This is a genomic window from Streptococcus cristatus ATCC 51100, from assembly GCF_011612585.1.
Taxonomy (GTDB): Bacteria; Bacillota; Bacilli; order Lactobacillales; family Streptococcaceae; genus Streptococcus; species Streptococcus cristatus_H.
Window position 1 is genome coordinate 1,265,057 of the sequence record NZ_CP050133.1, and the last position, 25,845, is coordinate 1,290,901.

The 25,845-nt window shown below is 38.8% G+C and carries 20 protein-coding genes; all 20 read right to left on the reverse strand.

All coding sequences use genetic code 11. The features are described from left to right. Window positions 1-13: 13 nt before the first annotated feature. A complete protein-coding gene (locus HBA50_RS06345; protein ID WP_045499488.1) occupies window positions 14-2,482 on the reverse strand; it encodes an LTA synthase family protein in 2,469 nt (822 codons plus the stop codon). Window positions 2,483-2,506: 24 nt separating this feature from the next. Continuing rightward, window positions 2,507-4,153 carry a rhamnan synthesis F family protein gene (locus tag HBA50_RS06350; protein WP_045499485.1) on the reverse strand — a complete coding sequence of 549 codons (1,647 nt, stop codon included), beginning with the start codon at window positions 4,151-4,153 and terminating at the stop codon, window positions 2,507-2,509. A 17-nt stretch (window positions 4,154-4,170) separates the two neighbouring features. Next, window positions 4,171-5,379, reverse strand: coding sequence for an ABC transporter ATP-binding protein (locus HBA50_RS06355; RefSeq protein WP_045499482.1), 1,209 nt, complete (start codon window positions 5,377-5,379; stop codon window positions 4,171-4,173). Beyond that, entirely contained in the window at window positions 5,379-6,188 is an 810-nt protein-coding gene (locus HBA50_RS06360) for an ABC transporter permease (protein WP_045499479.1), read from the reverse strand. The genes HBA50_RS06355 and HBA50_RS06360 overlap by 1 nt, the downstream gene beginning before the upstream one ends. A gap of 5 nt (window positions 6,189-6,193) precedes the next feature. Then, a complete protein-coding gene (locus tag HBA50_RS06365; protein WP_045499476.1) occupies window positions 6,194-7,129 on the reverse strand; it encodes a glycosyltransferase family 2 protein in 936 nt (311 codons plus the stop codon). After that, window positions 7,126-8,274: a beta 1-4 rhamnosyltransferase Cps2T gene (cps2T, locus tag HBA50_RS06370; protein WP_045499473.1), complete on the reverse strand. Its 1,149-nt coding sequence runs from the start codon at window positions 8,272-8,274 to the stop codon at window positions 7,126-7,128. The genes HBA50_RS06365 and cps2T overlap by 4 nt, the downstream gene beginning before the upstream one ends. A gap of 125 nt (window positions 8,275-8,399) precedes the next feature. After that, complete coding sequence (locus tag HBA50_RS06375) at window positions 8,400-9,635, reverse strand: glycosyltransferase family 4 protein (RefSeq protein ID WP_045499470.1); 1,236 nt, start codon at window positions 9,633-9,635, stop codon at window positions 8,400-8,402. 9 nt (window positions 9,636-9,644) lie between these two features. After that, window positions 9,645-10,946 (reverse strand): DUF2142 domain-containing protein, encoded by a 1,302-nt coding sequence (locus HBA50_RS06380; RefSeq protein WP_045499796.1) that lies wholly within the window; start codon window positions 10,944-10,946, stop codon window positions 9,645-9,647. Further along, a complete protein-coding gene (locus tag HBA50_RS06385) occupies window positions 10,933-13,866 on the reverse strand; it encodes a rhamnan synthesis F family protein (RefSeq protein WP_045499468.1) in 2,934 nt (977 codons plus the stop codon). The genes HBA50_RS06380 and HBA50_RS06385 overlap by 14 nt, the downstream gene beginning before the upstream one ends. 24 nt (window positions 13,867-13,890) lie before the next feature. Then, window positions 13,891-14,670, reverse strand: coding sequence for a glycosyltransferase family 2 protein (locus HBA50_RS06390; protein WP_045499465.1), 780 nt, complete (start codon window positions 14,668-14,670; stop codon window positions 13,891-13,893). Beyond that, window positions 14,660-15,019, reverse strand: a complete 360-nt coding sequence (locus tag HBA50_RS06395; protein WP_045499462.1) for a DUF2304 domain-containing protein — start codon at window positions 15,017-15,019, stop codon at window positions 14,660-14,662. The genes HBA50_RS06390 and HBA50_RS06395 overlap by 11 nt, the downstream gene beginning before the upstream one ends. Further along, window positions 15,019-15,735, reverse strand: coding sequence for a glycosyltransferase family 2 protein (locus tag HBA50_RS06400; protein WP_045499460.1), 717 nt, complete (start codon window positions 15,733-15,735; stop codon window positions 15,019-15,021). The genes HBA50_RS06395 and HBA50_RS06400 overlap by 1 nt, the downstream gene beginning before the upstream one ends. Continuing rightward, window positions 15,732-16,703 carry a glycosyltransferase family 2 protein gene (locus HBA50_RS06405; RefSeq protein WP_045499457.1) on the reverse strand — a complete coding sequence of 324 codons (972 nt, stop codon included), beginning with the start codon at window positions 16,701-16,703 and terminating at the stop codon, window positions 15,732-15,734. Before HBA50_RS06405 ends, HBA50_RS06400 begins: the two co-directional genes overlap by 4 nt. Before the next feature lie 262 nt (window positions 16,704-16,965). Next, window positions 16,966-18,249 (reverse strand): lipopolysaccharide biosynthesis protein, encoded by a 1,284-nt coding sequence (locus HBA50_RS06415; RefSeq protein WP_045499455.1) that lies wholly within the window; start codon window positions 18,247-18,249, stop codon window positions 16,966-16,968. Between the two features lie 113 nt (window positions 18,250-18,362). Continuing rightward, entirely contained in the window at window positions 18,363-19,217 is an 855-nt protein-coding gene (gene rfbD / locus HBA50_RS06420) for a dTDP-4-dehydrorhamnose reductase (RefSeq protein ID WP_045499453.1), read from the reverse strand. Window positions 19,218-19,294: 77 nt separating this feature from the next. Then, window positions 19,295-20,641 (reverse strand): DUF3329 domain-containing protein, encoded by a 1,347-nt coding sequence (locus HBA50_RS06425; protein WP_045499451.1) that lies wholly within the window; start codon window positions 20,639-20,641, stop codon window positions 19,295-19,297. Beyond that, window positions 20,628-21,563 carry a glycosyltransferase family 2 protein gene (locus HBA50_RS06430; protein WP_045499449.1) on the reverse strand — a complete coding sequence of 312 codons (936 nt, stop codon included), beginning with the start codon at window positions 21,561-21,563 and terminating at the stop codon, window positions 20,628-20,630. The genes HBA50_RS06425 and HBA50_RS06430 overlap by 14 nt, the downstream gene beginning before the upstream one ends. Window positions 21,564-21,661: 98 nt before the next feature. Next, a complete protein-coding gene (locus HBA50_RS06435) occupies window positions 21,662-22,942 on the reverse strand; it encodes an O-acetylhomoserine aminocarboxypropyltransferase/cysteine synthase family protein (RefSeq protein ID WP_045499447.1) in 1,281 nt (426 codons plus the stop codon). Between the two features lie 98 nt (window positions 22,943-23,040). Further along, window positions 23,041-23,439: an NUDIX domain-containing protein gene (locus tag HBA50_RS06440; RefSeq protein ID WP_045499444.1), complete on the reverse strand. Its 399-nt coding sequence runs from the start codon at window positions 23,437-23,439 to the stop codon at window positions 23,041-23,043. Next, window positions 23,436-25,724 (reverse strand): DNA helicase PcrA, encoded by a 2,289-nt coding sequence (pcrA, locus tag HBA50_RS06445; RefSeq protein WP_045499441.1) that lies wholly within the window; start codon window positions 25,722-25,724, stop codon window positions 23,436-23,438. The genes HBA50_RS06440 and pcrA overlap by 4 nt, the downstream gene beginning before the upstream one ends. Window positions 25,725-25,845: the final 121 nt, after the last annotated feature.

A 25,845-nucleotide genomic window follows, 5' to 3' on the forward strand; every position in this document is an offset into this window, starting at 1 on the left:
CCTATTCTATTTTTTATTTTGCTGGTACAGCAAAGAAATCCTTCGAAAGATATCCTTTTCCACCAACCATATCATACTCGATCAATTTCAAATCATCTGCAATTTCCTGAGCTGATGAATCCAGTGCTTTCTTGTCCACACTGGCTTTATGGAGAACCTCAGTCAATAAAGCGTAGTAAGGAGATACTTTCGAATTGGTCTGCTCAAGTAGTAGGGCTGAAAAATCACTAGAATTAACCAAAGGATAGTTCAACTTAGGTGTCTCATAATTGCTCCAGATAAAGTAATCGGTCAAATATTGATTTTCGGGATGATCCTTAAAAGCTGATTGAGGATATAGACCTGGCAAGTGATCACCATAAAAAACTACTGTTATCTTTTTATCAATTTTAGAAAGCTTATCTAGAAACTCCTTGGTCGCATTGTCTGTGTGGTAGAGCATCCTTACATAGCTGGATAAGGATTTATTTCCTGCCTCCGTGAAACCTGAGTAACTAGCAGACATGTAAATCGGATTAACTTCCGTCCAAGGCATGTGGTTTTGCATCGTCATAACTGAGAAAAATTGACTTTGGTCTGTTTTTAGACGGTCTAAGACTTGAGTATAGGTTGTTTTATCACTATAGTTTCCACCAATATGATCTCCCTGTAATCCTTGAGTTCCATAATGAATAAAGGTATCGTATCCCAGATCTTTGTAAATGATATTTCTGGAATAATTACTTGGTGAAGCTAAATGAATCACTGTACGATTTTGAGAAGAATAGGAATCACTGATTGCCGGAAGCTTGTTCATCTTTGGTACAACTTCTGTATAAATGACAGAGACAGAGGGTGATAGATTATAAAACGGTAAACCAGTCAGCGTTTGGAACTCCATATTTGCAGTTCCACCACCATAGCCATCTGATTGCATCAACCCACTGGTAGTCTTAGACATGATTTCCTGAATATTTGGAATCGGATTTTGTGACATAGATACACCAGAAATCCGTGCTGGATCAGAAAAGCTCTCACTAAGAACATAAATGACCGTCTGTTCTTCTATTTTCTGCTTACGTTCCTGATTGATAGAATCAGCTAGTGCCCCATATTTCTTTTCTAATTCTTGAATTTTTTCTTTAGAATATCCCGCTGGCTGAATCATAGGCTTATCAGATAATTGAGTAAACCAAACAAAAGAAACCGACCGCATTTGCGAATTAACTGTATTACCAAACCAAGTCAAATCATGATAATTATTCAAAATGGACACAACTGGAATATTGTCAGCAACTTTACCATTCTCTTTCGAAGAGAATATCTGTAAAACACCTAAGAAAAAAATAATAGGAAAAATCAGTGAAATAAGTTGAATTTTTACCATGGTGATTATTTTTCCAGGTAAAATTTTCCTACGGAAAAACCAATAGAAAAGACCAATAGCTACCACACTAGCAATCGCGTAGATTCCATAGTTACCACCAAGAAAATCAAATAAAAGCTTAGGATCTTTTAGCCAGCTGATATCACTTGGCAAAATTGGCTCTTGTCGATATTGAAATTTCAAGCTGCTGGCAATTGTTGAACTAACACCTATCACCAATATGATAATTGTAGGTAGAAAAATTTGATTAAAAGCAAGATAGATAAAAATAAATAGTGCAAAAAAGACTGCTATCTGAAAGAGACTTGCCCCAGTAAATAAATGAAGTTCTAACACAGAAACATCCGCTCGAATACTATTTTGGATAGTGTAGTTAAAGATAACAGAAAAAGCTGCGCTACTTAAGACTGCGACTGAAAGGCTTCCTTTATTTCTCGAAATATCTATCAAACCCTTTACCGCTAAAAAGCTAGGAATCGAAAATAAGAAAAAGAGTAAAATAATAAAACCAATTAACTTAAAAATCGAATCCTGAGAAATTGCAAAGCCGCTATCTGAAAGATAATTCATCAACAAACTCTGTTGCTGAAAAATAGCGGTCATCTTACTATCTGTTAGCGATAAGAGAAGAAAAGATTGGGACAAGAAAAGTATCTCTAGAAAACCAATATTAAATTCATCAACAGTTAGAAAGCTTTGGGAATGATATTTTTGCAGAGAAGAAAAGCGGTTTATGAGATAAGCAAATAAAAATATCAGCAATAAGTAAGGTAAACCGTTAACTTCTACAAAGTGATTACTGAAAAGATTCTCTGCTTTAAAATCAAAATCATTCACATGCTGCGTCACCGTCAGCAAATAAGAAAACAGGGCGTAGATTCCATAAATGAGAAAAGACCAAACTAATAATTTTCGATTTAGCAGTTTGGCAACAATCTGACCTACACCAAATAAAACCGCTATTAAAATGAGAAAAACCAAACCGAGGCTGACATAATTGTCTAACCTCTTATTTACTTGAAATAAGAATAACGTCGCAACAGCTATGGTATCCAAAACTAAAAAACTAATAAGCAAATAGGAAATCTGCTTATAATAATTGACTAAAAATTTCATTATTCTTTCTACAGAAACCATTATCTAACTTTTTAAAAGGTTCGATAAATACTTTCTAACTTTTTTTGCTAGGCTCTTGTGAGCCAGTTTTCCTTTCTGTTGGTTTAATCGCTCTGTTTCTCTTTGTAAATCTAATACAGAAGTCAATGGGGTTCCAGACATGATTTTAAAATCATAGTCCTGTTCCCAAGCCAAATAAACTAACAAACTTTCTAAAACTTGAGGTTCAGTTTGAGCTGATAACTGGTAGTCGTTTTGAAAAAGTCTAATCAGAGCAGAAGGCTTAAACCAAAGAAAGCCACCATACACCCTAGAAAAAACAGGATATTGTTCAAAATCAAAAGTTTTCTGGCAAAGGAGCTCCTGCCAAATTGCAGCCATTTCTTTCCGATATGTTTTTTGCTCAAACAAACCATATCTGACTAAACTTGGAAGATCTGGTATAACGAGACCAAGCTTATCATCTCGTTCCAATGCTTTAATACTAGCATTGGCATTTTCAAACATCATCTCCATCAGTTCTATACGCATCGCATTATCAAACTGAAGTATTCTATCTACTAAATTTACAGTAGAAATATGCCCAACGAAAGCAAATTTCTGTAATAAGTCGCTCTGTTCAAGCATCGCCTGCATAGAATTTTCTTCTTTGCCTAAAAGAACTTGATAACGGTCTGATACAGTTTCCAAAAGCTGATCAAAGATTTCTTGGTCAGCTGTCGTCACCACAAATTGGTATTGTAGAGGAAGGAATTCCCATTTTTCTTTAAATTGGTCAAAGATTTGAAAGTCTGTCACATGAATATGAAGCGCTACCGGCTTTTCTGGCGAGTCATTCTTATCATCTTTCGAAAGCTGCTTATCCTGCAACAGGCAGGGTACATCTGGACCAATATAATCAAATATATGCTCAGAAATTAAAGAAACCGGATAAGAAGTTCTCTCTTTGATTTCTTCCAGCAGATACCTCGCAGAAAAAGGATTGCCACTGATAGTTTTCACTTTCAAAAAGGGAACCTTTTTCTCAAGAATAGTAAAAGGCTTATAATAAGTAAAGTCTGGATGAATTAAATCCGCTACTTCTTCTAGACGAGTATCAAATAAAGCTTGATAGGTAAAGCCTGCCCCTGTAAAATATTGGGTAAATTTCGTCTCGTAGTGGTCAATCACATCTTGAACATCAGTAAAATCTTTTACTTTTGTCCAAAATTCTTGAAAAGAAATTGCCCTCAATATCTGCTGCTTAAAGGTAACAAAATAGCTCTGCAAATGTTCTTCAAAATACTTTGTTTTTCGAAAGTTGGTCATACCCCAAAAATCAACCTGAGTATCCGCCTCAAAACGCTTATAAATAGGCTCCAAATCCCAGAGCGGGCCAAAGCAAGTATCATTCATCAGAGTCAGAGAGTCATAGTTTTTGAGCACTTCAAAACCTACGGCGCTCATTCCATCCCGCCAAGCTGCAAAATCATAGCCTTGATTGTCTCTTTCCAACACATCGCTTATCCCAAATTCGTCTTGTAACTTTTTCTTAGTTGCTTCTTCAATATGACTATTTGAAATAAAAAGGATTTTGGAAAACAGGGGCTTGAGCTGTTCTAATTGGTAGAAGACATGATTACTCACGCGCTTATATTTATTAAAATGAACATAGAGTAATATTCGTTCCATGAAAACACCTTATCATTTTATTGAGAGATTTCCCAGACCCCATTACGCTGAATCAAGCCCGTTGCTGAGTCTTTTGCAGAGGTATCGTCATCTTTAAGATCCCGTCGGCTGATGATAAGGACTGGAGTATTCTTAGAATCTGCAAAGGCTAAAATCTGATTCTCTTCATCACGTACAGAAACCTGCAATTTCAATTTTGCATGATTAATTTGGGAAAGATGGCATTTGTATTTAAATGTCTTCTTGCCTGTTCCTTCTGTCAAATTATCCATTGAATTATCATTATATAACCAAATCGTGCGGTCAATATCAGTCAGTGAAAAGGCTATGTAGGTTGGCATATCTTGATTGACTTGATAGCTAATCTCAAATTCAATTTCTTCAGTCGGTGCTATCTGAGGAGAGCTTAGTAGACGAACCTTTAAATCAGAGACTGCGACAGATTCCGTTTCAGCGACATAATCTTCGTTCATGGCTTTGGTGTCACTTGCATTGTCTAAACTGTATTGGTTAGCTACATCATCAGGATTTCCGACAACTTTGACTAAGCCGTTCTCAATCAAAACAGCTTTATTACAATACTTTTTAACAGCATTCATATCGTGAGTTACTAAAATAGTTGTCTTTCCCGAATGCTTCCGTTCCATAAAATAATCATTACACTTGCGCTGAAAGGCTTCATCCCCAACAGCCAGAACCTCATCCAAAATCAGAATGTCACCTTGAGCCTTGATTGCCACAGAGAAAGCCAGACGAACCTGCATCCCACTAGAATAATTTTTGAGTTTTTGATTCATAAACTCACCCAGCTCAGCAAATTCAACGATGTCGTCATACATGGCATCTACTTCTTCAGTTGAGAAGCCTAGCATGGCACCATTCATATAGACATTCTCGCGGCCAGTCAGCTCTGGATTGAATCCAACACCCAGCTCGATAAAGGAAACCAACTTGCCATCAATGGTCACTGTTCCCTTTTCGGGAATATAAATCTCTGAAATAATTTTCAGAAGAGTGGACTTGCCAGAACCGTTTCGCCCAACAATTCCATAAAAATCTCCCTTTTCCACTTCAAAGGAAATATCCTTAAGAACGTTCTGCTCTTTGTAACCCTTGATGCCTCGAAAACGGTTGACTAGGCTTGTCCTTAAACTTTGTGTTGACTCTGTTGGCAGTTTAAAAAACTTACTGACATGGTCAACTTTTACTGCAATATTATTTGACATTATAAAATCTCCGCAAATCTCTTAGCATTTTTATTAAAGATATAATATCCAAGCCCAAATATCACTACTGGCAATAAATAAGGAATCAGAGCAATCCAGTAATGATCCATCAAATCCCAGCCCCGAGTACTGCCTGAGAAAACGATAAAATGACGAAGATCTTGAATAATCTGAGCCATTGGATTAAGCATCATCAGCTTAGCGACCAAAACATGCCCACCCTTCAGAATAAAAGTCAGTGAATAAATAATCGGTGTCGCATACAGGCCTGCCTGCAAAACCACTTCCCAAATGGGTCCAATATCACGATATTTAACAAAAAGAGTTGCCAACATAAAAGCAAAGCCAGCTGAAATCAAAACTAATTCCAGAAACAGCGGGATAATAACTAGCCATCCTAGCGTGATTGACACGCCATTAATCAGTGCAAAAGCAAAAACGACCATTAAATTTATAGCATAGTTGATTGCTGCACCAGTGATAGCTGAAAAAACGATAATTGATTTAGAAAAATTCAGTTTTCGTAGTAAGTCTCCTCGTGCAACAATGGACATCATGCCCATATTGGTCGCTTCCGAGAAAAAGTTCCACGTCACCATCCCTAGAAGAAGCGATACTGCATAATGAGGCGTTCCATCATCAAAACGCAGGAAACGAACGAAAACAAGATACATAATGGTAAAAAGCATTAAGGGTTTTAAAATCGACCACAAATGCCCAATGAAACTGCCTTGATAACGCAATTTGAAATCTGTTTTAACCAACTCTCTCAAGAGAATCCAGTTTTTTTGGCTAAAATAATCTAGCATGCATATTACTCCTTATAAGCAAATTTTGTGAGAATGAGCGTCGTGAAAACCAAAGTATGAAAGGCACGATTTTTTCTGTAACCATACTTTCGAATCCGTCGCAGTCGCTCTGCAAAAGGGGCTTCCATGATTGTCACAAAATTTTCAATAATTTCTCTATTTTCAGTTGTCAGAGGCTGGCTGAGAAGGTTGCGGACCTGAGTCTGACTGTCTTTTATCAATTTCCAATATTTAGCAAATAGACGGCTAGGATGAATCCAGTTCTTCATCCGCTTGCGTAAGGTTCGGGCTCCCAATACATTATTCGAATGCTGGCGATAGAGCTCACCTGGCTGATCCAGATAAACGAGTTGCCCAAAAGCCGAAGCCAACAAGCCCAGATACCAATCGTGCATGAGCAGTTCATGCTCCTCCTGCCCTGTCCACAAATCAGCCAGAGCGCGGTTAATCATCGAAACGCCACCTGTCACCGTATTTTCCGTCAATTCTTGAATCAATTCTGTATTGGCATGGTCAGACTGCGTCCGAATCATACTTTCGTGAACAACATTTAGCTCCTGATCCACCACTTTTAAATCCATATAAACCAACAAAGGTACGGAAGCATCATAGTTTTCTGCTGCCGCCAACTGAATCGCCAACTTATCCGGCAACCAGACATCATCCTGATCACTAAAAAAGTAAACATCCGAATCCTGATACTTAAGCAGGCTATAAAAACTCTTAATGACACCCAAATTTTGAGCTTCTTCCGGATTGATAAAGAAGATCCGGTCGTCCTGTTGGCAAAAATCCTCAATAATCGCTCGCGTCTCATCACTAGATCCGTCATCTCGAATCAAAAGCTGCCAGTCCCTATAGGTTTGGGCTTGAATACTTTCAATCTGCTCTGTCAGAAACTGCTCACCATTATAGGTCGACAGAAGAATAGTCACTTTCATGATAAAAATAGCTCCTCGTATTCACCTACAATTTTTTCCCAGGTGTAGTTTTCTTTCATATTTTCTTTGGCTGCCTGACCTAGCTCAGAAAAATCAAGTTGGCCATCCACTTTGTCAATCAGCTGGGCCAACTGCCCCTCTTCTTTTTGCCAATACAAAGCTGTCTCTTGAGCTACTTGATGATTGAAATCCACATCCAAAACCAAATTGGCATCAGTCTGAGCCAGAGCTTCCAAGAGTCCAGGATTAGTTCCACCGACTTCGTGGCCATGCAAGTAGGCAAAGGCTTGATTGCGGATATATTTGAGCAGTTCCTGATCATAAACAGTCCCGACAAACTTAATCCGAGAGTCCTTGTCAAAACCCGTTTTCTGCTTTAACTCTTCAAAATAAGAATTCCCTTCATGATTGCAGATAATCAGCAAGTCACGTTGGGTTTTGGATTTCATAAATTCCCGAATGATGGTCTCGTAGTTATTTTCTGGCACAAAACGTCCAACAATCAAATAATATTCCTTTTCTCTGCTCTGCCATTTCTCAAAAAAATCATGCACGCGAGCATCCTGAGAGTCAAGAGACGATAGCTGGAGATCTGTCCCATAAGCAATGAAAGCTGTCTTAGACCAAGGATAGGATTCTTTTATATAACTCTCAATGCCTTGGTTGTCCGCAATGACCAGATCAGCATGCTTGGTCATAACCTTCTCAGAATATTTAAGATAAGCTTGAACTGGCTTAGGCCACTTAGCCCGCTTCCATTCCAGACCATCCGGATTGATAAAGAAAGTCCCGCCCGCTTTATGAATTTTATGTGCAAAAGGCGCCACAAAGGCTCCAATCGTATTGCCCAAAATATAAAAAATTGGACGCTCAATCTGCTGCTCTTGCACTAGCTTTAAAGAATAATTGATGGACATCATATCATAGGCGATCACCCGAGCCGGCCCTAATTTAGGAGCCTTAATGGTGAAGCAATCCACTCCCTTGTAATCAAAATGATGAAAAGCTTCATCATCCGACAAACAAGCTACATGATACTGGATTTTGGAAGAAACCTTATTTTCTACTAATTTTTCAACAAAGGTTTCAAATCCTCCATATTTAGCAGGAAGTCCTCGACTCCCGATGATGAAGACATGTCTCATGCTTTTCCTCTATTCAAAGATTTACAATCTAGTCTATTATATCATTTTCTTGGTGATTTGTGTTGCAAAGAAAGAAACAGTAAATGTCATTTCTTTTACCATTTACTGTCTCTTAATAATATTCACTATTTTATAATTCTTCTTATAATTTTTTTAAATAGGTGGGTAATTTTTCTTTCAGATACTTTTTTGAATTCAAATAGACTATTAAAATAATACAATAATTTCTTATTTCTCACATTATCCTCTGTTATTGCACTTAACAACTCAGCATAGTTGTTTTCTATTCGATAAACATTTTGAATCCTCTCCCTTTGTTTTACAACAAAGTCTTTTTGCTGTGAGAAATTTTTTATAGAATCTTGCAAAATACTCGTCAACTGTTCAATATTTCCTAATTGGTAAATAGTACCGACTTCAAATAAATTGTAGGCTGTCATATATCCTTGATTATCTGATATAATCGTTGGAATCCCATTTAAAATAGCCTCTATGTATACTAAACCAAAAGTTTCAATTTTGGAAGTAAAAACACAGATATCTTCTGATGTTAACTCTTCCCAAGGATTATCCTTGTGCCCCAAAAAGAAAATATTTGTTAATCGGTTCTTTTGGATATAATCATCACATTTCTTTTTATAAGTTTCATCCCAACCACCAATAAATACAAGCTCATAATCCGAAGCATTTTCTAAATTTTGATAAGCTTGAATCAGTTCAATCTGATTTTTATTATCATTTACTCGACCAACAGAAACAAACCTTTTCTTACTTCCTTGTTTTAGTTTTATTGATACGACTTCATTATGTGAAATAAACGATTTAATTTCACGCTGAGGCAAGATAAAAGATAGCGATTTTTGAAGGTTTCCTGTAACAGTGAATATCTCATCTGCTAAAGAGTCTATAACACCAATTTTCTCTTTATAATAACCAAATTCTCCCTCAGGAAATTCATGAATCAGCCAGAAATGCGGAATATCCTCACAAGCTGCTGCTACTGCTCCTTGAAACATATTAACTGTATTTGTAATGACCAAGTCAATATGGCTATCTGCCATTAACTTTCTCAGCGCAGCAATATTTTCTTGGTAAGAATTTACCCTCTCTTCATGAGTTCCAGGAAGACCACCTGGTGCATCCTCCCACCACCATTTAACCGATGGCAGAGCAATGGTTCTAATTCCTTCTTTTGCAAGAGTAGAAATATAGTCTTGCTGGACTTGGACATGATAATCTGGTATCGCATTGATAACGTGATAGCCATCTTGAACCAAATACTTCATCAGATGGAAAATAGAAATCTCTGCCCCATTATCCAATGTTCCAGTCGGCGAAATGAATAAAATGTTTTTCTTCATAGCTTATCCTTACCAATTCCAATAGAATGGAATCATTAAATAGATTGAAATTAAAAAGTTAGCTGACAAAGTGCCTATAAGCAAGTTTTTAACTGTCCGCTCCTGAATCTCCAGCTTGCCTATATTTGCAAGAAGGGGTAAGAATAGAATTAGGAAAGGCGTGAAATAGCGGCCCTGAGTTCCAACGGATATCTGAGCACCTTTTCCTAAAACAATTGGAGTCCACTCTAGGTACATGATAGTGACAACAGCAATGACCTGCAAAAGGAAAAGATATGCAGAGACAGTTGCATAGGACTTCGTCATAAAATCCTTCTTAGACTGCAAGAAAATGATAGTCAGTACCGCTACATCAAGAAAGATTAGCCACAGGGGCAACTGAATGGTGAAAATACCCAAAAATCCAAAGAGACCAATGGTCAATATGGTATTGAGGTCACCGTTCATGCGCTGTTTAAACAAAGTGTTGAGCAGAACCCTACTGTAGTGGAAAATCCCTCCTTGATGACGAAAAAGCAAATGCAAGGCTAAGAAAACAGCAACAAAAGCCAAACTGTAAAAAACATAGCGATGACGACCAATAAATGCCTTGATCGCCAGAAAAGGCTTGTTCAAAACAGCTAAGAATCCTTCAATTTCAAAATCAATGAAAGGCAACAAGCCTAGCAATAAGACATTGTTCAGTTTGGTTGCAAAGAGTCCAACAGATATAATCAAAAGCTGGATGAAATTCTTATTGGTAAATTTCTTGCTGGAAGCAATATTAGTGAAAAAACCAATAACTAGCATAATCTCCAAATAGTTCATTACATCATAGGAGAGAGAAGCTGCCTGCTGAACCATAATCGGCAGAAGTGAAATGAAAAAGAGAGCCTTCTTGCCGTACTTAAAATACTTAATCAGGAAGTAAACACCCAAAATATAGGCTAGGCCATTAAAGAATCGCCCCATCATGATAATAACTCCCACTGATGGATAGATAAACGATCCCAAGGTCATGCCAATTAGCTGCGGTAAAAAGGAAAGAGTTTTTAAATTAATCCCCAAAGTAGACTCTTCCTGAGATAAATCCAATTTTTCCGTAAAAAGCTTCTTATACTCTGTTGGAGAAATATGCGGTTCCGAAGAGATATTTTCCATCCACTTGTAGGTTTTCTCTGTCGGTTTATGGAAAATCTCCCAAGTCATGCGGGCGTGATTCATCTCATCTGGAACACGGTTGATCGGTTGAACCACCATAAATGTCATAACAAAGACCGTCGCCAAGACCAAAAAGATATTTTCTATTTTTATCGTCTTACTTCTTTTCAAAATCATTCACCATTTCATCTTTACTATCTAAACTGCAGTTTTCAAGAACAAAATCATAGGCATTTTCCGCTAATTCCTGACGTAGGTCAGACGAAAGAATCAAACTCTCTAACTTTTCTTTCCACTCCCCGTCTTTAGCCAAAAGTCCAGTCTCCCCATCTTTTACCATATCAGAGAAGGCTCCAATGTGACTAGCAACTGTAGGAACTTTTACTAAGGCAGCCTCCATCCATTTGATTTCAGACTTAGCTCGGTTAAAGACCGAATCAACCAGTGGAGCTAGATTGATATCCACCTGACTGATCAGCTGAGGTAAATCCTTCCAGTCAACATAGTCATGGACAACAATCTGCTTTTGGTAAGACTTCATATCCTCTGGAATATCTAAATGGCCGACGATATGGAGTTCCACATTCTTGTAAGTTTCAAGCAAGGATTGGATGGATGGCTTTATCAATTCAAAATTTTCATTGTGACTGATTGAGCCTGAAAAATAGGCAATCTTGACTTTTGAATCCTGCTGACTATAATCTTTGATAAAGTGAGAACTGATTTCAATCAAGTCACTGGAAGCTCGATTTCTGTTCAGCAATACCTTATCTTTATATTTGAGCAGCTCTTCCTTCAATTGGAAAGTCGAAGTAATCGCTCCATCACAGGCAGCTAACATCTTGCCATAATTTTTGACACCAGCATCATAGTTGCCCTTGTCCTTTTCTGATAAGCCTTGAGTATAGCTTAGCTGATCTGTATAAACTGTATCAAAAACCAAATCATCAATGTCAAAATAAACTGGTTTTTTATCTCTTTTAGCTGTATCGCACAAGAATTGAAGTTGATAAGACCATGGAGCCCGATAGATGATAATATGACTTGCATTTCGAGCCTGAGAAATCTCAAATTCTGATACATTTACTACTTTGACCATGAAGCCGTTTTTTCGCAACTGTTCTGCTTTGTTCAGCACTCGGTAACGTGTACATTGAGGAATGATGTTTTCAACCCCATCTATAATCAAGATATATTGTTCTCTGGAGATTGATTTGAATTTTTGTACAATATTTTCTAATATTTCAACTGGATAATCTGTTTCCATTTGTACATAATTGAGCAAATCAGGTATTTCTGTTCGTCTTTCCAGTCCCTGCCAACGAAATTGTTGCGCATTATAATTTTGTAATGAGGTGTATTTAACCAACGGACTACCAGCCCTAAGCATTCTCAAAGGATGAATATACATAGCACTGTCTTTGTTTTCAGACACCAAAGCATCATATCGATAACCTAAATCTGCAAAATACTTAGTAAAAGTTGTTTCGTGTTTCCCAATAGCCTTATCGCGTGAATCCGTATCGGTTAGGTTATTCCAATAGTCGAAAAATTCCTCTGACCGAAGCAATAAAGGCTCAATGACAAGAAAATAAGACTGCAGATGTTCTGGAATATAGCCATATTGATTGAAATTCGTAGCATCTTCCTGCACTTCACCAAAGGAAATCCCCCAGAAATCGAGATTTCTATCTTCCATTGTTTGGAAGACTTCATTCAAATCTCTCATTGGACCAATATTCGTATCATTGACTAACAGAAGCTGGGAAGAAGTTTGCAACTTTTCCTTACCAATGGTTAAAATACCTTCCCTAAATGCCGCAGCATCGTAACCTGTATTATCCCTTACCAGAACTTGGTCATACTGTTCCAAAGTAGATAAATCCTCTGATTTCAATCCTCCATTTACTACAATCAATGTTTCATCTACTAAAGCTGCTAATTTCTCTAAAAACAGGATCTTGTAGCGCTGAAGATTCTCTTCTGCTTCAAAAATGACGTAGATTAGGTACTTATTGCCAGTCACTTGTTGAAATTGCTTTCGCTGAGAATTCCGTAAAACTCGATAACAATAGGTTTTTGGCGATTTAATGTTTCTTTTTATGGCAATGCACTGACGCTTCATTTGAGATAGGACAGTTCGGATATTCCGCGGATTTTTGACAATCTGCCCTACCTGCTTAATTGGAGTGACGATAGCATTCCCAACGCGATATGAGAGTGAGTTACGTAATTCTTCAATATTATCTTGGTATTGATAAATCAGTTTACTATCGTACTCCCAATTCTCTCTCAAATCTTGGACATAGTCAGATACCTGATTCATATGCTGAATCAAATCATCCAGTCTACCATCTAAAGTATAAATATTTGCTGACAAAGCTTGATAAATCTCATCAGGCAACTGTTTTACATACTTATGCAGGATTTTCAGATAGATTTCGTAATGGTAACGAGTAGAATCTCGTTTAGAGATAGATTCCTTGTCAAAGACCCGATAATTCAGCTTTGTATTTGCATTATAAACAGGTTTCGCACCTTGATTGATAATTAAGTTTAAAAGAAAATCATAGTCTTCCAATTTTTCACGATTCAGCGCTTCATCATAATAAATACCATCAGCAATTGAGCGACGAATGAGGGAACAGTTGGAAATGAAATTTTCTGTTAAGAAAGCCACCTTGTCATAGGGACGTGATTTAAGGTAAACTTCTTTTTTATCAGGGTCATACAAATCCCCATAGACAATATCTGCTTCCTCTTGCAGCATGGTTGTATAGAAGCTCTCAACGTAGTCAACATCTAGGAAATCATCACTATCCACAAAAATAAAATAAGTTCCTTGAATTTGCTGCAAAGCCTTATTTCTTGTCTTGACGACCCCCATATTTTCATGGCTTTCAAACCGCGTCGGAAAAGGGGAATCTACCAAAGTTTCTTGGATAATCTGGGCGGACTTATCAGTGGAACCATCATCCAATACCAGTAACTCAATATTTTGATAGGTCTGCCCAAAAATACTGCGCAAACACTGTTCAATGTAGTTTTGATGGTTGTAACATGTTACAACAACAGATATTAAATCTTTCATATACCTTCCTTGTAAATAACTCTATTAATTTGAGTTGGCATCTTGACTCTTCATATATGCTTTGTTTATCAGATTAGCCACCCACTTAGGCCAGAAAAGCTGATACATGAACAAATCTTCTTTGGTCCTAGTATTATCTGAAATAGTCTTGGTTGTTTCCGACTCTCCATGAATCCGGTGGCACATGAGTTTCTCAGAAATATAAGCAAATCGCCCCTTATAATCACTAATCTTGTACCAAGCATACCAATCCAGACTCACGCGCATTTCCTCATCAAATCGAAAATCCCTTAATGCCTCTAAATTGTAAGTCACAGCCGGACAGGAAATGGGATTGCCAAAAGCTAGAACCCGATTTCTCCAAAAACGACTGGATGGCATTAGGTTCAAGGTTTTAAGCATGAGAGTCTTGATTTTCAAATTAGTATTAGCTGGAATCTTGACTCCATTTTTCTCTTCAAAATAGTCTGTATAAGCAATGAGAATGTCTTTAGACTGCTCTATTTTTTGCATCACTGCTTCTAGATAAGTAGGTTCATAATAGTCGTCTTGGTGGGCAATGGTAGCATAAGAAGTCTCAGCAAAAGAGAGTGCATTATTCCAGTCCTTACCGATACCGCCGCCTTCTTTCGTATAAAAAGGAATTTGATACTTCTGGCAAAGCTGCTTGATTGAATCCAGCGGTGTTGAACTATAACAGATAATCTTTGATGACAAGGTTTGATCTTGCAGAGACAGGATGCAAGCTTCTAAGAATTCACTTTCGCCATAGGCACAAATCACCCAAGTATGGTTATTTTTCATCTTTTTCACTCTCTAACTTAGATATTTTTTGCTTCATAATGGACAGTTCTTGCACCAACTGCTTGATTTGTTCCTTTTGCTTGGAAATGGAAATAGTATGTAAAAAAACAATAACCAGCAAGAAAAAAATGGCCAAGGACATCACAAAGTTTGATGTCAGCTCAAAGCCCAACAATTTGGCAATAGAAACTGGAATCCGATCAAAAACAGAGATAATAATCAGCACGAAGCCAATAACAATCCACATAAAGGCTTGCTCAAACAAAATATTATTTTGATTGATATTCCGAAAGACAAAATACAGGAATAGAACTGAAGCCACTAGCATAACAATAGACAAAATGGACATTATTCACTCTCTTTCATAAAAGCAGCAATCAAGATTGAAGAGCAAACTTCAATCATATAGCGAATGGACTTAATCGGAGTAATCGATGAGACTCCTCCTGCACGTTCAAACATATTGGCTGGTGCTTCCACCACTTTATATTTCCGCTTCAAGATATGGACGATTGATTCTGGTTCAGGGTACTTGATAGGATAGCGCGCAGCGAATTGTCGAATAATGTCTCGATTGGCCAAACGATAGCCTGATGTGGTATCCAGAATCCTTTTACCAGTTGTTAATTTAATAAAGGCTGAGATAATAGTAATGCCAAATCGCCGCATAAAAGTCGTCTGAAATTCTGAAGACTTGTCACCGATAAAACGAGAACCAACAACCAAATCCGCCTGCTGACGACGAATAGGCTCCAGCAAAGCATCCAGCGACTCAATATCATGTTGACCATCTCCATCAAACTGTACGGCCACATCATAATTATTCTCAAGAGCATACTTATAGCCGGTCTGAACAGCTCCTCCAATCCCTAAATTCATAACCAAATGAATAGCATTCAGATGATGGTTGTCCAAAATCTCCTTGGTTCTGTCAACAGAGCCATCATTGATGACTACGTAGTCTAAGTCAAAATCAACTTTCTTCCGATATTCTACAATGCTCATAACCGTATTTAAAATACTTTCTTCCTCATTATAAGCAGGAATTATCATTAAAACTTTCAATTATCCTTCTTCCCTTTACAATAAATTTTAGCAAATAATGGAACTAACCTTAACTTTTCTAAACTCAAAAAAACAATTAGAGAAATTTTAGTCTGAAATCTTTCGCCCTGAACCTTCTTAGACAAGGGAGAGATCGTACTGATGAGTTTATTCTCTTTTAACCATTCCTTAATCCTAATATACTGATGAATAAACTCCTGATTGGATGAGGTTCTCCCAGAAAAAAGCAAATACCAAACATAATATCTTTTCAAGTAATATACTTCTAGCTCAGATGGCTTACCCAGCTCTAATATTTTTGAAAAAAGAACTAAAATATCAATTTTAGGAGAGAAACATCTCTGAGAAGTGTTAGAAATACTCTGACTATTGTAATACCAATTATATCCTTTATAATCTAACAAACCTATTTTGTATGTTGCCTTATAGGCAGCTAGGTTAAAAATGATATCTTCTCCTATACCATAGTCAAAAAATTCTAGATTGTTCGTTTTCAAGAACTCCGTTCGGTAAATTTTGGCCCAAGGAGCCATTATAATATACTTGGACCATTCTGACTGCTGTATATCCTGGCTAAAGATAATTTGGTTATCCTGATTGACACGTTTGTAGCCACCAATAACTAAGTCTAGCCTTTTCTCATGAATAGCCTGATAAAAAGTTTCAATGTAATCACTATCAACAAAATCATCATTATCCATGAACATAGTATATTCTCCCTCAGCTAGAAGAATCCCCTTATTTCTAGTTACTGCAACTCCTTCATTTTGTTTGTCAATTACTCTTACAAAACTATACTTCAATTCATATTCTTTTAAAATATTTAAAGAGTTATCTTTCGAACCATCGTTGAGAAGAATAATTTCAAAATTCTTAAATGATTGATTCAAAAGAGAATCTACACAGCGTTTAATCCCGTCTTGTGCATTATAAACTGGAATAATAACTGAAATAGCTGGTTTAGACATATTTTTCCTTTCATAACTAATCCACTCTATTTATAAAACTTCAATAAAACAGGAAATAGTTTTATTGAAAATTTTATCCCAAATAAATTGGCTAATAGGCCTGTTAATTCAAATACGCGGTTCTCTATATACTTTGCATACTTTAGCAAATACTTATACTGATAAAGCAACTCTTTAATTTTAAAATTATCAATGTATTGATTTACATAATACACCTGTTAAAACTTACGTTACAAACACATCATTAATGTAAATATGATATTCATAGAATCCTATTTCTTTTTTCCTGATTTTTAGCAATACCATAGATAATCAGACTTGTTGCACAAAAAACACACATGGAAATTAAAAAGGAATTAGCAGCTCCCATCAATTTTTGGTCGCGGATAAATGGTAAAGTAATAAATTTTGAAACAGCAAATGTCAGTAAATAGGCTATCATCAGATAATGCTGTTTTCTAAAGATGGTCATAATGATATCAACTACTAAGGCTAAAACATTTAAAATACCACCTACTAACAATATTGTAAAGGGCAGCTTATATTCTTGTAACTGAATACCATAAACAGCACCTAACACTTCTGTACCAATCAAATAACCTAAGCCAACAATAATAAAACCCAAAACAAGCATAACCAAAAACAGTAGGCGAACTTGTTTGAAAAAAAGTAGTTCCTTCTTCTCATTCCAATAAATTGAAAGCTGTGTAGTCAACGGTCTAAGGACGAAGAATAAAAGGGATAGGACAAAGACAGGCATAAATAAAATGTTAAAGTCCCTTTGCATACCTGACACCAGAACTCCGCTTGTTAACAAGCGGTCAATGACAATTTTAGGCTCATTATAGATATAAGCAAGTAAAAATCCATTTAAAAACAAAGGAAAACTGTTTTTTAAAATAGAGAAGACATTGCTTTTATCCTTAAATAGCAAGGGAGTAAGACATTCATTCCGAAAATGACGTCTATAGTAAGTGATATCTAAGAGCGATGTTAAAACGAGATTTACTAAACCAATAATCAAACTAGCAAAAAGTAAAGATTTTGTGAGTAGCAGAACAACTGCAAAAACGAGCATACAAAGCCAGCTTCTGTGAAACTGAATTTTTCCAGCTAGATCTGACCTGTTCTTTTGCTGGAAAAAGCCTTGGATGACATCCGAATAAGCATCTATAGCTCGGTAAAAAACCAACAGAGAAATAATAGCCGATTTGTAGATGTCATAGCCTTGCCAGCATACATAAAATAGGGAAGTAAGCAGCATCAAAAAGACTGTAAAAATCCTAGTATTGTGGTATGAAGCGAAACTATACGTTTCCTTTACATCTGTAGACTGCAGATTTCTAATCTGAAAATATCCCAACACATAGAACTGCTGTCCTAAAGCAAATGCGATACTAAATATATCAGAATCTTGCGAGCTTAATAATCTTGAAGCTAGTAGTAGTAGAAAAAAGGAGATAAATGAAGCTGAAATAGTCCCTAACATATTCCATATATAATTGCTCTTAACTGACGGTAGTGAAATTTCTGATTTCTGGGACATTCTATCTTCTCCAATTACGTTCTAGTTCTTATTATACTATACTTTCCATGAAATGTGAAAAGCCACTATTAAATAGCCATCAAAAAAGGACTCAAAGGTCCTTTTGATAAATATCAGTGTTTTTTATCCTGCTTGTAAAACTCTTTCAAAGCATCCTGCCAAGTTGGAATGACAAAGCCTGTAGCCTTGGCCTTGGCCAGACTCATAGTTGAGTTGAAAGGTCGCTTAGCCTTAGCTGGGAACTTGCTAGAATCAACTGGCTGGACTTCCACATCCGTATCTTTGAGAATTTCCACTGCAAAGTCATACCAAGTTGTGTCCTCTGATGCATCATTAGACAGATGGTAATAACCAAATTCCTTTTGATTTTCAGCCAGATAGGTCATAAATTCAGCTAGCGTACGAGTCCAAGTCGGACGGCCATGCTGGTCATTGACTACAGTCAGAGTTTTGTGCGTCTTAGCAAGATTTTGCATGGTAAAGACAAAGTTTTTACCGTAGTTCCCAAAGACCCAGGCAGTACGGATAATGTAGAAACGGCTGGAATATTTCTCAACTAGCTCCTCACCCATGCGCTTGGTACGGCCATACTCGGTCTGTGGATCTGGTCGATCGTCTACTTCCCATTCCTCTCCGACAGGCTTTTGTCCATCAAAGACATAGTCTGTTGAGATGTAGACCATGGTCGCCCCATGTGCTTCTGCTGCTTTTGCCACATTTTCGGTACCAGTCACGTTGATGGCATAGTCCAGCTCTTTACCTTCATCTTCAGCTGCATCAACTGCAGTATAGGCTGCGCAGTGATAGACCAAGCTTGGCTTGACTTCCGCAAAGACCTTGTCCACCATTTGGGAATTGGTAATATCCATTTCTGCCACATCAACAGCAACATACTCCTCATTGCGCTCATCCAAAAGATAGCGGAGCTCTGTTCCCAGCTGTCCATTCGCGCCTGTAATTAAAATCATCTTCTTTTTCTCCTATAAAAATATTCAACGGATTCATTATATCAAAAAAAGCAGGAAAAATCTGCTTTAAACCAAAATTAATCAGTACTTTCAATCCCTTCAATTTCGAAATAAGCTGCCATCCACTGGTTAAACCAATCATCTTTAGATGGACCTAAATTCGCTGTACCTTTATAAGCATTGAAAAGGGTTCTTGGTTCTGTATAACGCCTCAAGGTGACAAACTCTTGACCTTTTTCTTTTGCCAAGCGTACTTCCTCGTACTGCTCCTTAACAACTAAGTAAGTATCGTGAACATCACTAAGAGCGTTACTGTAAGACATCCCAAATTTAATAACAACAGGCAAAAGAGCATACACCGCAATCCCCCTCACCCACTTTTTCTCTTCAACAAAAATTACTTTGAGGGGGATTAGAAGAGCTAAGATAAGAAGTACACTTGCCCCAAAGAAAATCCGTTCTGGCAATTCATTGCTCACAACCAATGAATAGATACAAGCCAAATGAGCCATTAAAATAAAGCTAATAGCAAGTATTTGCTCTTTTCTTAGATACTGTCTAAACAGAGCATAGACAACGAGTAACAACAGGATGATATATAGAACCCCGTAACGCCCCCAGCTTAGTTGAAAAAGGTTATGAAGTTTGTCATAGAGCCCATCAAAAACAGAAATTGCCCCTGCTCTTTTCCGAGAACCTGGTGATAATAACATTAAGAAAAAACCACCACTAGCAAATACAATTTCTAAAACTCTCTCAATTGGAAATCTATTTTCTATAAACCAATCATAAAGGGAAAACAAACCAACCAACATAATAATTGCTGGGGAGGTATTCTCATTTCCTGCCCCGACAAAAAATGCCAAAGGAATCGTTAAAAGTAGCAAATAAGGGAATCGTTTCTGCTTAAATATCAAGGACAGCCAAACCAAATCTAAGACAGCAGTCCACAAGTAATTTCCCGAACCTGATACCCACAAGACTGTCTTTCCTATCTCTGGCAAGAACCACCATAGAAGTAGAAAAATTACAATGAGATAAAACGACTTGTATCTTATTTTTGAACCAGTAGAAAATCTAGAGCTAAGATGATCTAGCAATAAACATAAAGTTACAAATACTACGGAGTTAATAACATCAAATACAATTTTGTCAAATTGCATAAAAACTTGAACAATCGTATGTCCTGTAAAACGACCATTCCACACTTTCCAATGATTTATTTGAGACAACAATAAATCAAAAATATTTCTAATTGGTTGCTCGTGTCCATCAGGAAAAGGTTGTCTGTACAAAAAATGATAAGTAAAATCATCTGATGTATAGAGGGTAAAACGATTTAACAGGAACACCAAAAAAAATACAGCCACTAATATAAAAATAAAAGTGTATTTATATTTATGGTTATGGTTATCTTTTTGCATTACTCTTCTCCTTAATCACATAAACAGGGCGTTTCTTTGTTTCCATGAAGATTTTGCCGATGTACTTGCCCAATATACCGATGGTCAACAACTGGAAACCTCCGAGAAGGAGGATGACGGTCATGAGGGACGGCCAGCCAGATGTGGGATCACCAAAAACCAAAGTACGGATAATAATCACCGCCATTAGGATAAAGGCTAAAATCCAAGACAGGATACCTCCTAAAAAGGCGATGTTGAGCGGTGCATCAGAGAAATTGACAATGCCTTCCAGAGAATAGTTGAAAAGAGACCAGAAATTCCAAGAGGTCTTGCCAGCCACTCGTTCGACATTTTTGTATTCCAAGTACTCGGTATTGAAGCCAACCCAGGCAAAAATTCCCTTGGAGAAGCGATTGTACTCTGAAACCTCCAGAATGGCCTCTACCATCTGGCGGCGCATCAGTCGGAAGTCACGCGCACCATCTACCATCTCTACCTGACTAATCTTGTTAATCAACTTGTAGAACAAATTGGCGAAAAAGCTTCGGATTGGGGGCTCTCCCTCTCGAGTCGTGCGACGGGTACCCACACAGTCCAGCTCAGGATTCGTGTCCAGAATGGCCTTCATCTCAATCAGGAGCTCGGGCGGATCCTGCAAATCCACATCCATGACCGTCACAAAATCCCCGCTCGCCTCTTGCAAACCAGCATAGAGAGCTGCTTCTTTTCCAAAATTACGAGAAAAGGACAGATAGTGCACGTCTGGACAGCGACTGCTGAGCTCACGCAAAACAGCCAAAGTCCGGTCCGTCGATCCGTCATTGACAAAAATATATTCGAACTGGTCACGGATTTGATATTTCACCGCTTCCATGGCTTCATGAAACAAAGGAATAGACTCTTCTTCATTGAAGCACGGAACAATAACTGAAATTGTCATTTTGATTACCTGCTATTTTTTAATATCTCTCATTATAACAAAAAACTAGGCGAAAACCTAGTTTTATTCTTATTTGCTCTGTCTAGAGGTCTTGAAAATTAGATAGTTTCCAAGGCGATTCTCAAATCCTCTATCAAGTCATCCACATTTTCCAAGCCGATAGAGAGTCGGATTTGATTTGGTGTAATGCCTGCTGCCAGTTGAGCCTCTGGTGACATCTGACCATGGGTCGTTGTAGCTGGATGGACAACCAGAGACTTAGCATCTGCTACATTGGCCAAGTCAGAGAAAATCTCTAGGCTGTCAATAACCTTACGAGCTTCTTTCTCCCCACCTTTGACATTAAAAGTGAAGATAGAGCCCACGCCTTTAGGGAAATATTTTTCTGCCAAAGCGTGGTAAGGACTGTCAGCAAGTTTTGGATAATTGACCTGCTCGACCTTAGGATGCCCTGCTAGGAATTCCACAATCTTCTCAGCATTGGACACATGACGCTCTACACGCAAAGAGAGAGTTTCCAACCCCTGTAGGAAGAGAAAGGCATTGAAGGGTGACATAGCTGCGCCCGTATCGCGCAAGAGCTGCGTCCGCACAGCAGTAACAAAGGCTGCTGTTCCGACATCGCGCGTATAACTGATATCATGATAGCTCGGGTCTGGATCCACAAACTGCGGAAACTTGCCAGAAGCTTCCCAGTCGAAACGACCGCTGTCCACAATCACACCACCAATGCTGGTTCCGTGACCGCCGATAAACTTAGTCGCAGAATGTACTGCGATGTCCACTCCATGAGAAAAGACATTGATCAGATATGGTGTAGCAAAGGTATTGTCGGAAATTAGTGGAATTTTATGAGCATGAACTAGCTCTGCCAAAGCATCAAAGTCAGGAATATTAATCAAAGGATTGCCCAAGCTTTCAATCAGAACTAGCTTGGTATTGTCCTGAATGGCTGCTTCTACTTCAGCTAGATTTTCAATATCCACAAAAGTCGTGGTAATGCCATAGCGAGGCAGAGTTTCCTTGAGCAGATTAAAGGTACCGCCATAGATGGTAGAAGCTGCTACTACATGGTCGCCAGCATGCGCCAAAGCTAGAACGGTATAGGTAAGGGCCGCCATACCAGAAGCTGTTGCTAGAGCTCCGACTCCACCTTCCAAAGCCGCAATCCGCTCCTCAAAAGCAGACAGGGTCGGATTGGTAATCCGAGTGTAGATATTGCCCGGTTTGCGTAGGGCAAAAAGATCTTCTCCCTCCTGAGTATCGTCAAACACATAGGACGTTGTCTGGTAAATTGGCAGAGCCCGCGACTTAGTTGTCGGGTCAACTGTCTGTCCGGCATGAAGCTGCAGGGTTTCAAATTTGAATTCACGTGTCATAAGGTCACCTCACTATAGTTATGTGATAAGTCTACCATTAAACGTCCCGCTTGACTAATAGAATTTCCTTATCAAAAGAAATAAAGAGAAGCTATATCTTATAGCTTCTCAGATATAATCTCAAAAGTCGCTTGATTGCTGGGCCAATACAACTGCGACGAAACTTTGTCTAAAGCTACCCACTGAGCTCCCACATGCTCATCAGAAATCTGGATTGCCTTCTGTTCAGTTAGAACTAGAAAGAGATTTTTGTGGATGGACAGATTTTCATCAATCTTTACCGTAAAATCTCCAAGACCCGTCAGGTTTGAACAAGCTAAGACCAAGCCGGTCTCTTCTTTTATCTCACGAAGACAGGCTTCTTCTGGACTCTCACCACTCTCAATCCCACCAGTAATGGGCTGGCAAAAGGAAACTGTCTCATCCTCAACTTTCAAGAGCAAGATTTCCCTATCCTCTGGATGATAAATCCAGGCTTCAATCGACTGCCTCATCATGATTTTTTCTCAATCGGTGCTATGCTGGCCAGCACTTTCTTCAGACCAACTTCTGGGAAATTAATCTTGAGCTCTTGACTGTTTCCGCTACCAGAGACTGCCAGAACAGTCCCATCGCCCCATTTCTTGTGGTGGGCAATATCTCCAATAGCCCAAGCAACTTCCGGCTTAGATAGCTGGTTCTGACCGCTCTTGCCAAAAGGCAGGCTGCCTGTAGAAATCGAACTTGGTGCTGCCTGACGTTTCCGCTCTTGTAGAGCCTGGGCCAGACTCATGCCCTGACCGAATTTGCTAGTATCGCTGTTGGTATAACTAACCTTAAAGGAGCTGTTGGCTGGTCGAGCCAGTCCCTGATAGTTTAGCAAGTCTGAACTGATTTCTCTCAAGAAGCGAGTCGGCTGATTGTAGTTGGTACGACCATAAAGCAGACGGGAATTGGCATTGGTCAGATAGAGAATTTTTTCTGCTCGGGTGATACCGACATAGGCCAGACGGCGCTCCTCTTCCAGCTCATCCTCATCTTCAGATGCTCGGCTCAGAGGGAAGACATTTTCCTCCATACCGACTAGAAAGACAACTGGAAACTCTAGTCCCTTGGCCGCGTGGAGGGTCATCAAAGTCACTTCAGAACTCTCCATGTCTCCATCATCTGTGTCCGCAATCAAGGCTAAGTCATTGAGAAAACGGCTGAGCTTATCAAGGCCAGACTCATCACTAGGATTGTCTGGATTTTCGTCAAAATTCTTGGTTACAGACAGGAATTCTTCGATATTTTCAATCCGTGCTTGGCTTTCCAAGGTTGCCTGAGCTGCCAAGGCGACTGAGTAACCTGTCTTTTTCAGAACAAGCTCGACTAGCTCAGTCACACTATAGTCATCCAAACGATCCCGCAAGTCGAGTATCAGATTGGCAAACTCATAAACTGCCTGAGCCGCCTTGCCCTTGACTGGTGACAACATGATATTAGCTGACGCCTCCAGCAAAGAGATTTCTTGACTAGCCGCAAAATCCCGAATCTTCTCTACCGTTCCCGGTCCGACACCACGTTTGGGCTCATTGACCACGCGCTCGTAGCTGATATTGTCACTAGGATTGGCGATGAGATTAAGGTAAGAAATAACATCGCGGATTTCTTTACGGCTATAGAACTTGGTGCCCCCAACCATGGTATAGGGGATATTAGCCTTAAGCAGGGCTTCTTCCACCGTCCGTGACTGGGCATTGGTCCGGTAAAGGACCGCAAAATCCTTATGACTGTAGCCTTCTCGGCTCAGCTGATCAATAGTCCGAGCGACAAAAAGAGCCTCGTCCTGCTCGTCATTAGCCCGATAGTAGACAATTTCCTCACCGTCTTCGTTTTGAGTCCAGAGATTTTTAGGACGACGGTTGCGGTTGTTTCGGATGACTTCATTAGCTGCCTGAAGAATGGTCTTAGTCGAGCGATAGTTTTCCTCAAGTAGGACTACCTTAGCTTCTGGATAATCCTTTTCGAAGTCTAGGATATTCTGCATATCGGCTCCCCGCCAGCCATAGATAGACTGGTCAGCATCTCCGACCACACAGATATTCTTAAAGCGAGAAGCTAAGAGCTTGACAAGCTGGTACTGGGCGTGGTTGGTATCTTGATACTCGTCCACATGGATGTACTGGTAACGTTGCTGGTAGTAGGTCAGGACGTCAGGATTTTGATCAAAAAGTCGCAAAGTCAGCATGATCAAATCGTCAAAATCCATAGCTTCAGACTGGCGCAATTCCTTTTGATAGGCCGTGTAGCACTTGGCTACAATCTCTGTGTACATATCACCAGCCATTTTTGCATAGGCCACCTCATCAATCAGGTCGTTCTTTGCATTGGAAATGGTCCCCAGAATGGCGCGCTCATTCCACTTTTTAGGATCCAGATTGAGTTTTTTGAGAATCCGTTTCATCAGAGTCCGCTGCTCGCCTGGATCAACAATGGTGAAGTTGCGATTGTAGCCGATATGATCTGCTTCTCGCCGCAAAATGCGTACACACATGGAGTGGAAGGTAGCGATTAAGCAATCTTGAGTGGCTGGATTAAGTGTAGCTGCTCGTTCTTTCATCTCCCGCGCCGCCTTATTGGTAAAGGTAATGGCTAGGATATTCCAAGGATTGACCATCTTTTCATCAATCAAATAGGCGATGCGGTGGGTCAGGACTCGAGTTTTTCCTGAACCAGCCCCCGCCATGATCAACAAGGGGCCTTCTGTCGTCTGGACTGCTTCGGCTTGACGGTCATTCATACCGTTTAATAAGGGATTCATCTTCTATCCTTTCAATATAACATCAAACTGAAAATTAATGCTTCCATTATATCAAAATTCGAGCGAATTTGTTATCGAAAAGGCAACTACCTCATTTGAAATCCAAGTGTGAAAAAGTTAT

Excerpts from the sequence above, each read along its gene's own strand:
- HBA50_RS06345 (WP_045499488.1), bottom strand. The coding sequence starts at position 2,482 with ATGAAATTTTTAGTCAATTATTATAAGCAGATTTCCTATTTGCTTATT.
- HBA50_RS06350 (WP_045499485.1), bottom strand. The coding sequence starts at position 4,153 with ATGGAACGAATATTACTCTATGTTCATTTTAATAAATATAAGCGCGTG.
- HBA50_RS06355 (WP_045499482.1), bottom strand. The coding sequence starts at position 5,379 with ATGTCAAATAATATTGCAGTAAAAGTTGACCATGTCAGTAAGTTTTTT.
- HBA50_RS06360 (WP_045499479.1), bottom strand. The coding sequence starts at position 6,188 with ATGCTAGATTATTTTAGCCAAAAAAACTGGATTCTCTTGAGAGAGTTG.
- HBA50_RS06365 (WP_045499476.1), bottom strand. The coding sequence starts at position 7,129 with ATGAAAGTGACTATTCTTCTGTCGACCTATAATGGTGAGCAGTTTCTG.
- cps2T (WP_045499473.1), bottom strand. The coding sequence starts at position 8,274 with ATGAGACATGTCTTCATCATCGGGAGTCGAGGACTTCCTGCTAAATAT.
- HBA50_RS06375 (WP_045499470.1), bottom strand. The coding sequence starts at position 9,635 with ATGAAGAAAAACATTTTATTCATTTCGCCGACTGGAACATTGGATAAT.
- HBA50_RS06385 (WP_045499468.1), bottom strand. The coding sequence starts at position 13,866 with ATGAAAGATTTAATATCTGTTGTTGTAACATGTTACAACCATCAAAAC.
- HBA50_RS06390 (WP_045499465.1), bottom strand. The coding sequence starts at position 14,670 with ATGAAAAATAACCATACTTGGGTGATTTGTGCCTATGGCGAAAGTGAA.
- HBA50_RS06395 (WP_045499462.1), bottom strand. The coding sequence starts at position 15,019 with ATGTCCATTTTGTCTATTGTTATGCTAGTGGCTTCAGTTCTATTCCTG.
- HBA50_RS06405 (WP_045499457.1), bottom strand. The coding sequence starts at position 16,703 with ATGTCTAAACCAGCTATTTCAGTTATTATTCCAGTTTATAATGCACAA.
- HBA50_RS06415 (WP_045499455.1), bottom strand. The coding sequence starts at position 18,249 with ATGTCCCAGAAATCAGAAATTTCACTACCGTCAGTTAAGAGCAATTAT.
- rfbD (WP_045499453.1), bottom strand. The coding sequence starts at position 19,217 with ATGATTTTAATTACAGGCGCGAATGGACAGCTGGGAACAGAGCTCCGC.
- HBA50_RS06425 (WP_045499451.1), bottom strand. The coding sequence starts at position 20,641 with ATGCAAAAAGATAACCATAACCATAAATATAAATACACTTTTATTTTT.
- HBA50_RS06430 (WP_045499449.1), bottom strand. The coding sequence starts at position 21,563 with ATGACAATTTCAGTTATTGTTCCGTGCTTCAATGAAGAAGAGTCTATT.
- HBA50_RS06435 (WP_045499447.1), bottom strand. The coding sequence starts at position 22,942 with ATGACACGTGAATTCAAATTTGAAACCCTGCAGCTTCATGCCGGACAG.
- HBA50_RS06440 (WP_045499444.1), bottom strand. The coding sequence starts at position 23,439 with ATGATGAGGCAGTCGATTGAAGCCTGGATTTATCATCCAGAGGATAGG.
- pcrA (WP_045499441.1), bottom strand. The coding sequence starts at position 25,724 with ATGAATCCCTTATTAAACGGTATGAATGACCGTCAAGCCGAAGCAGTC.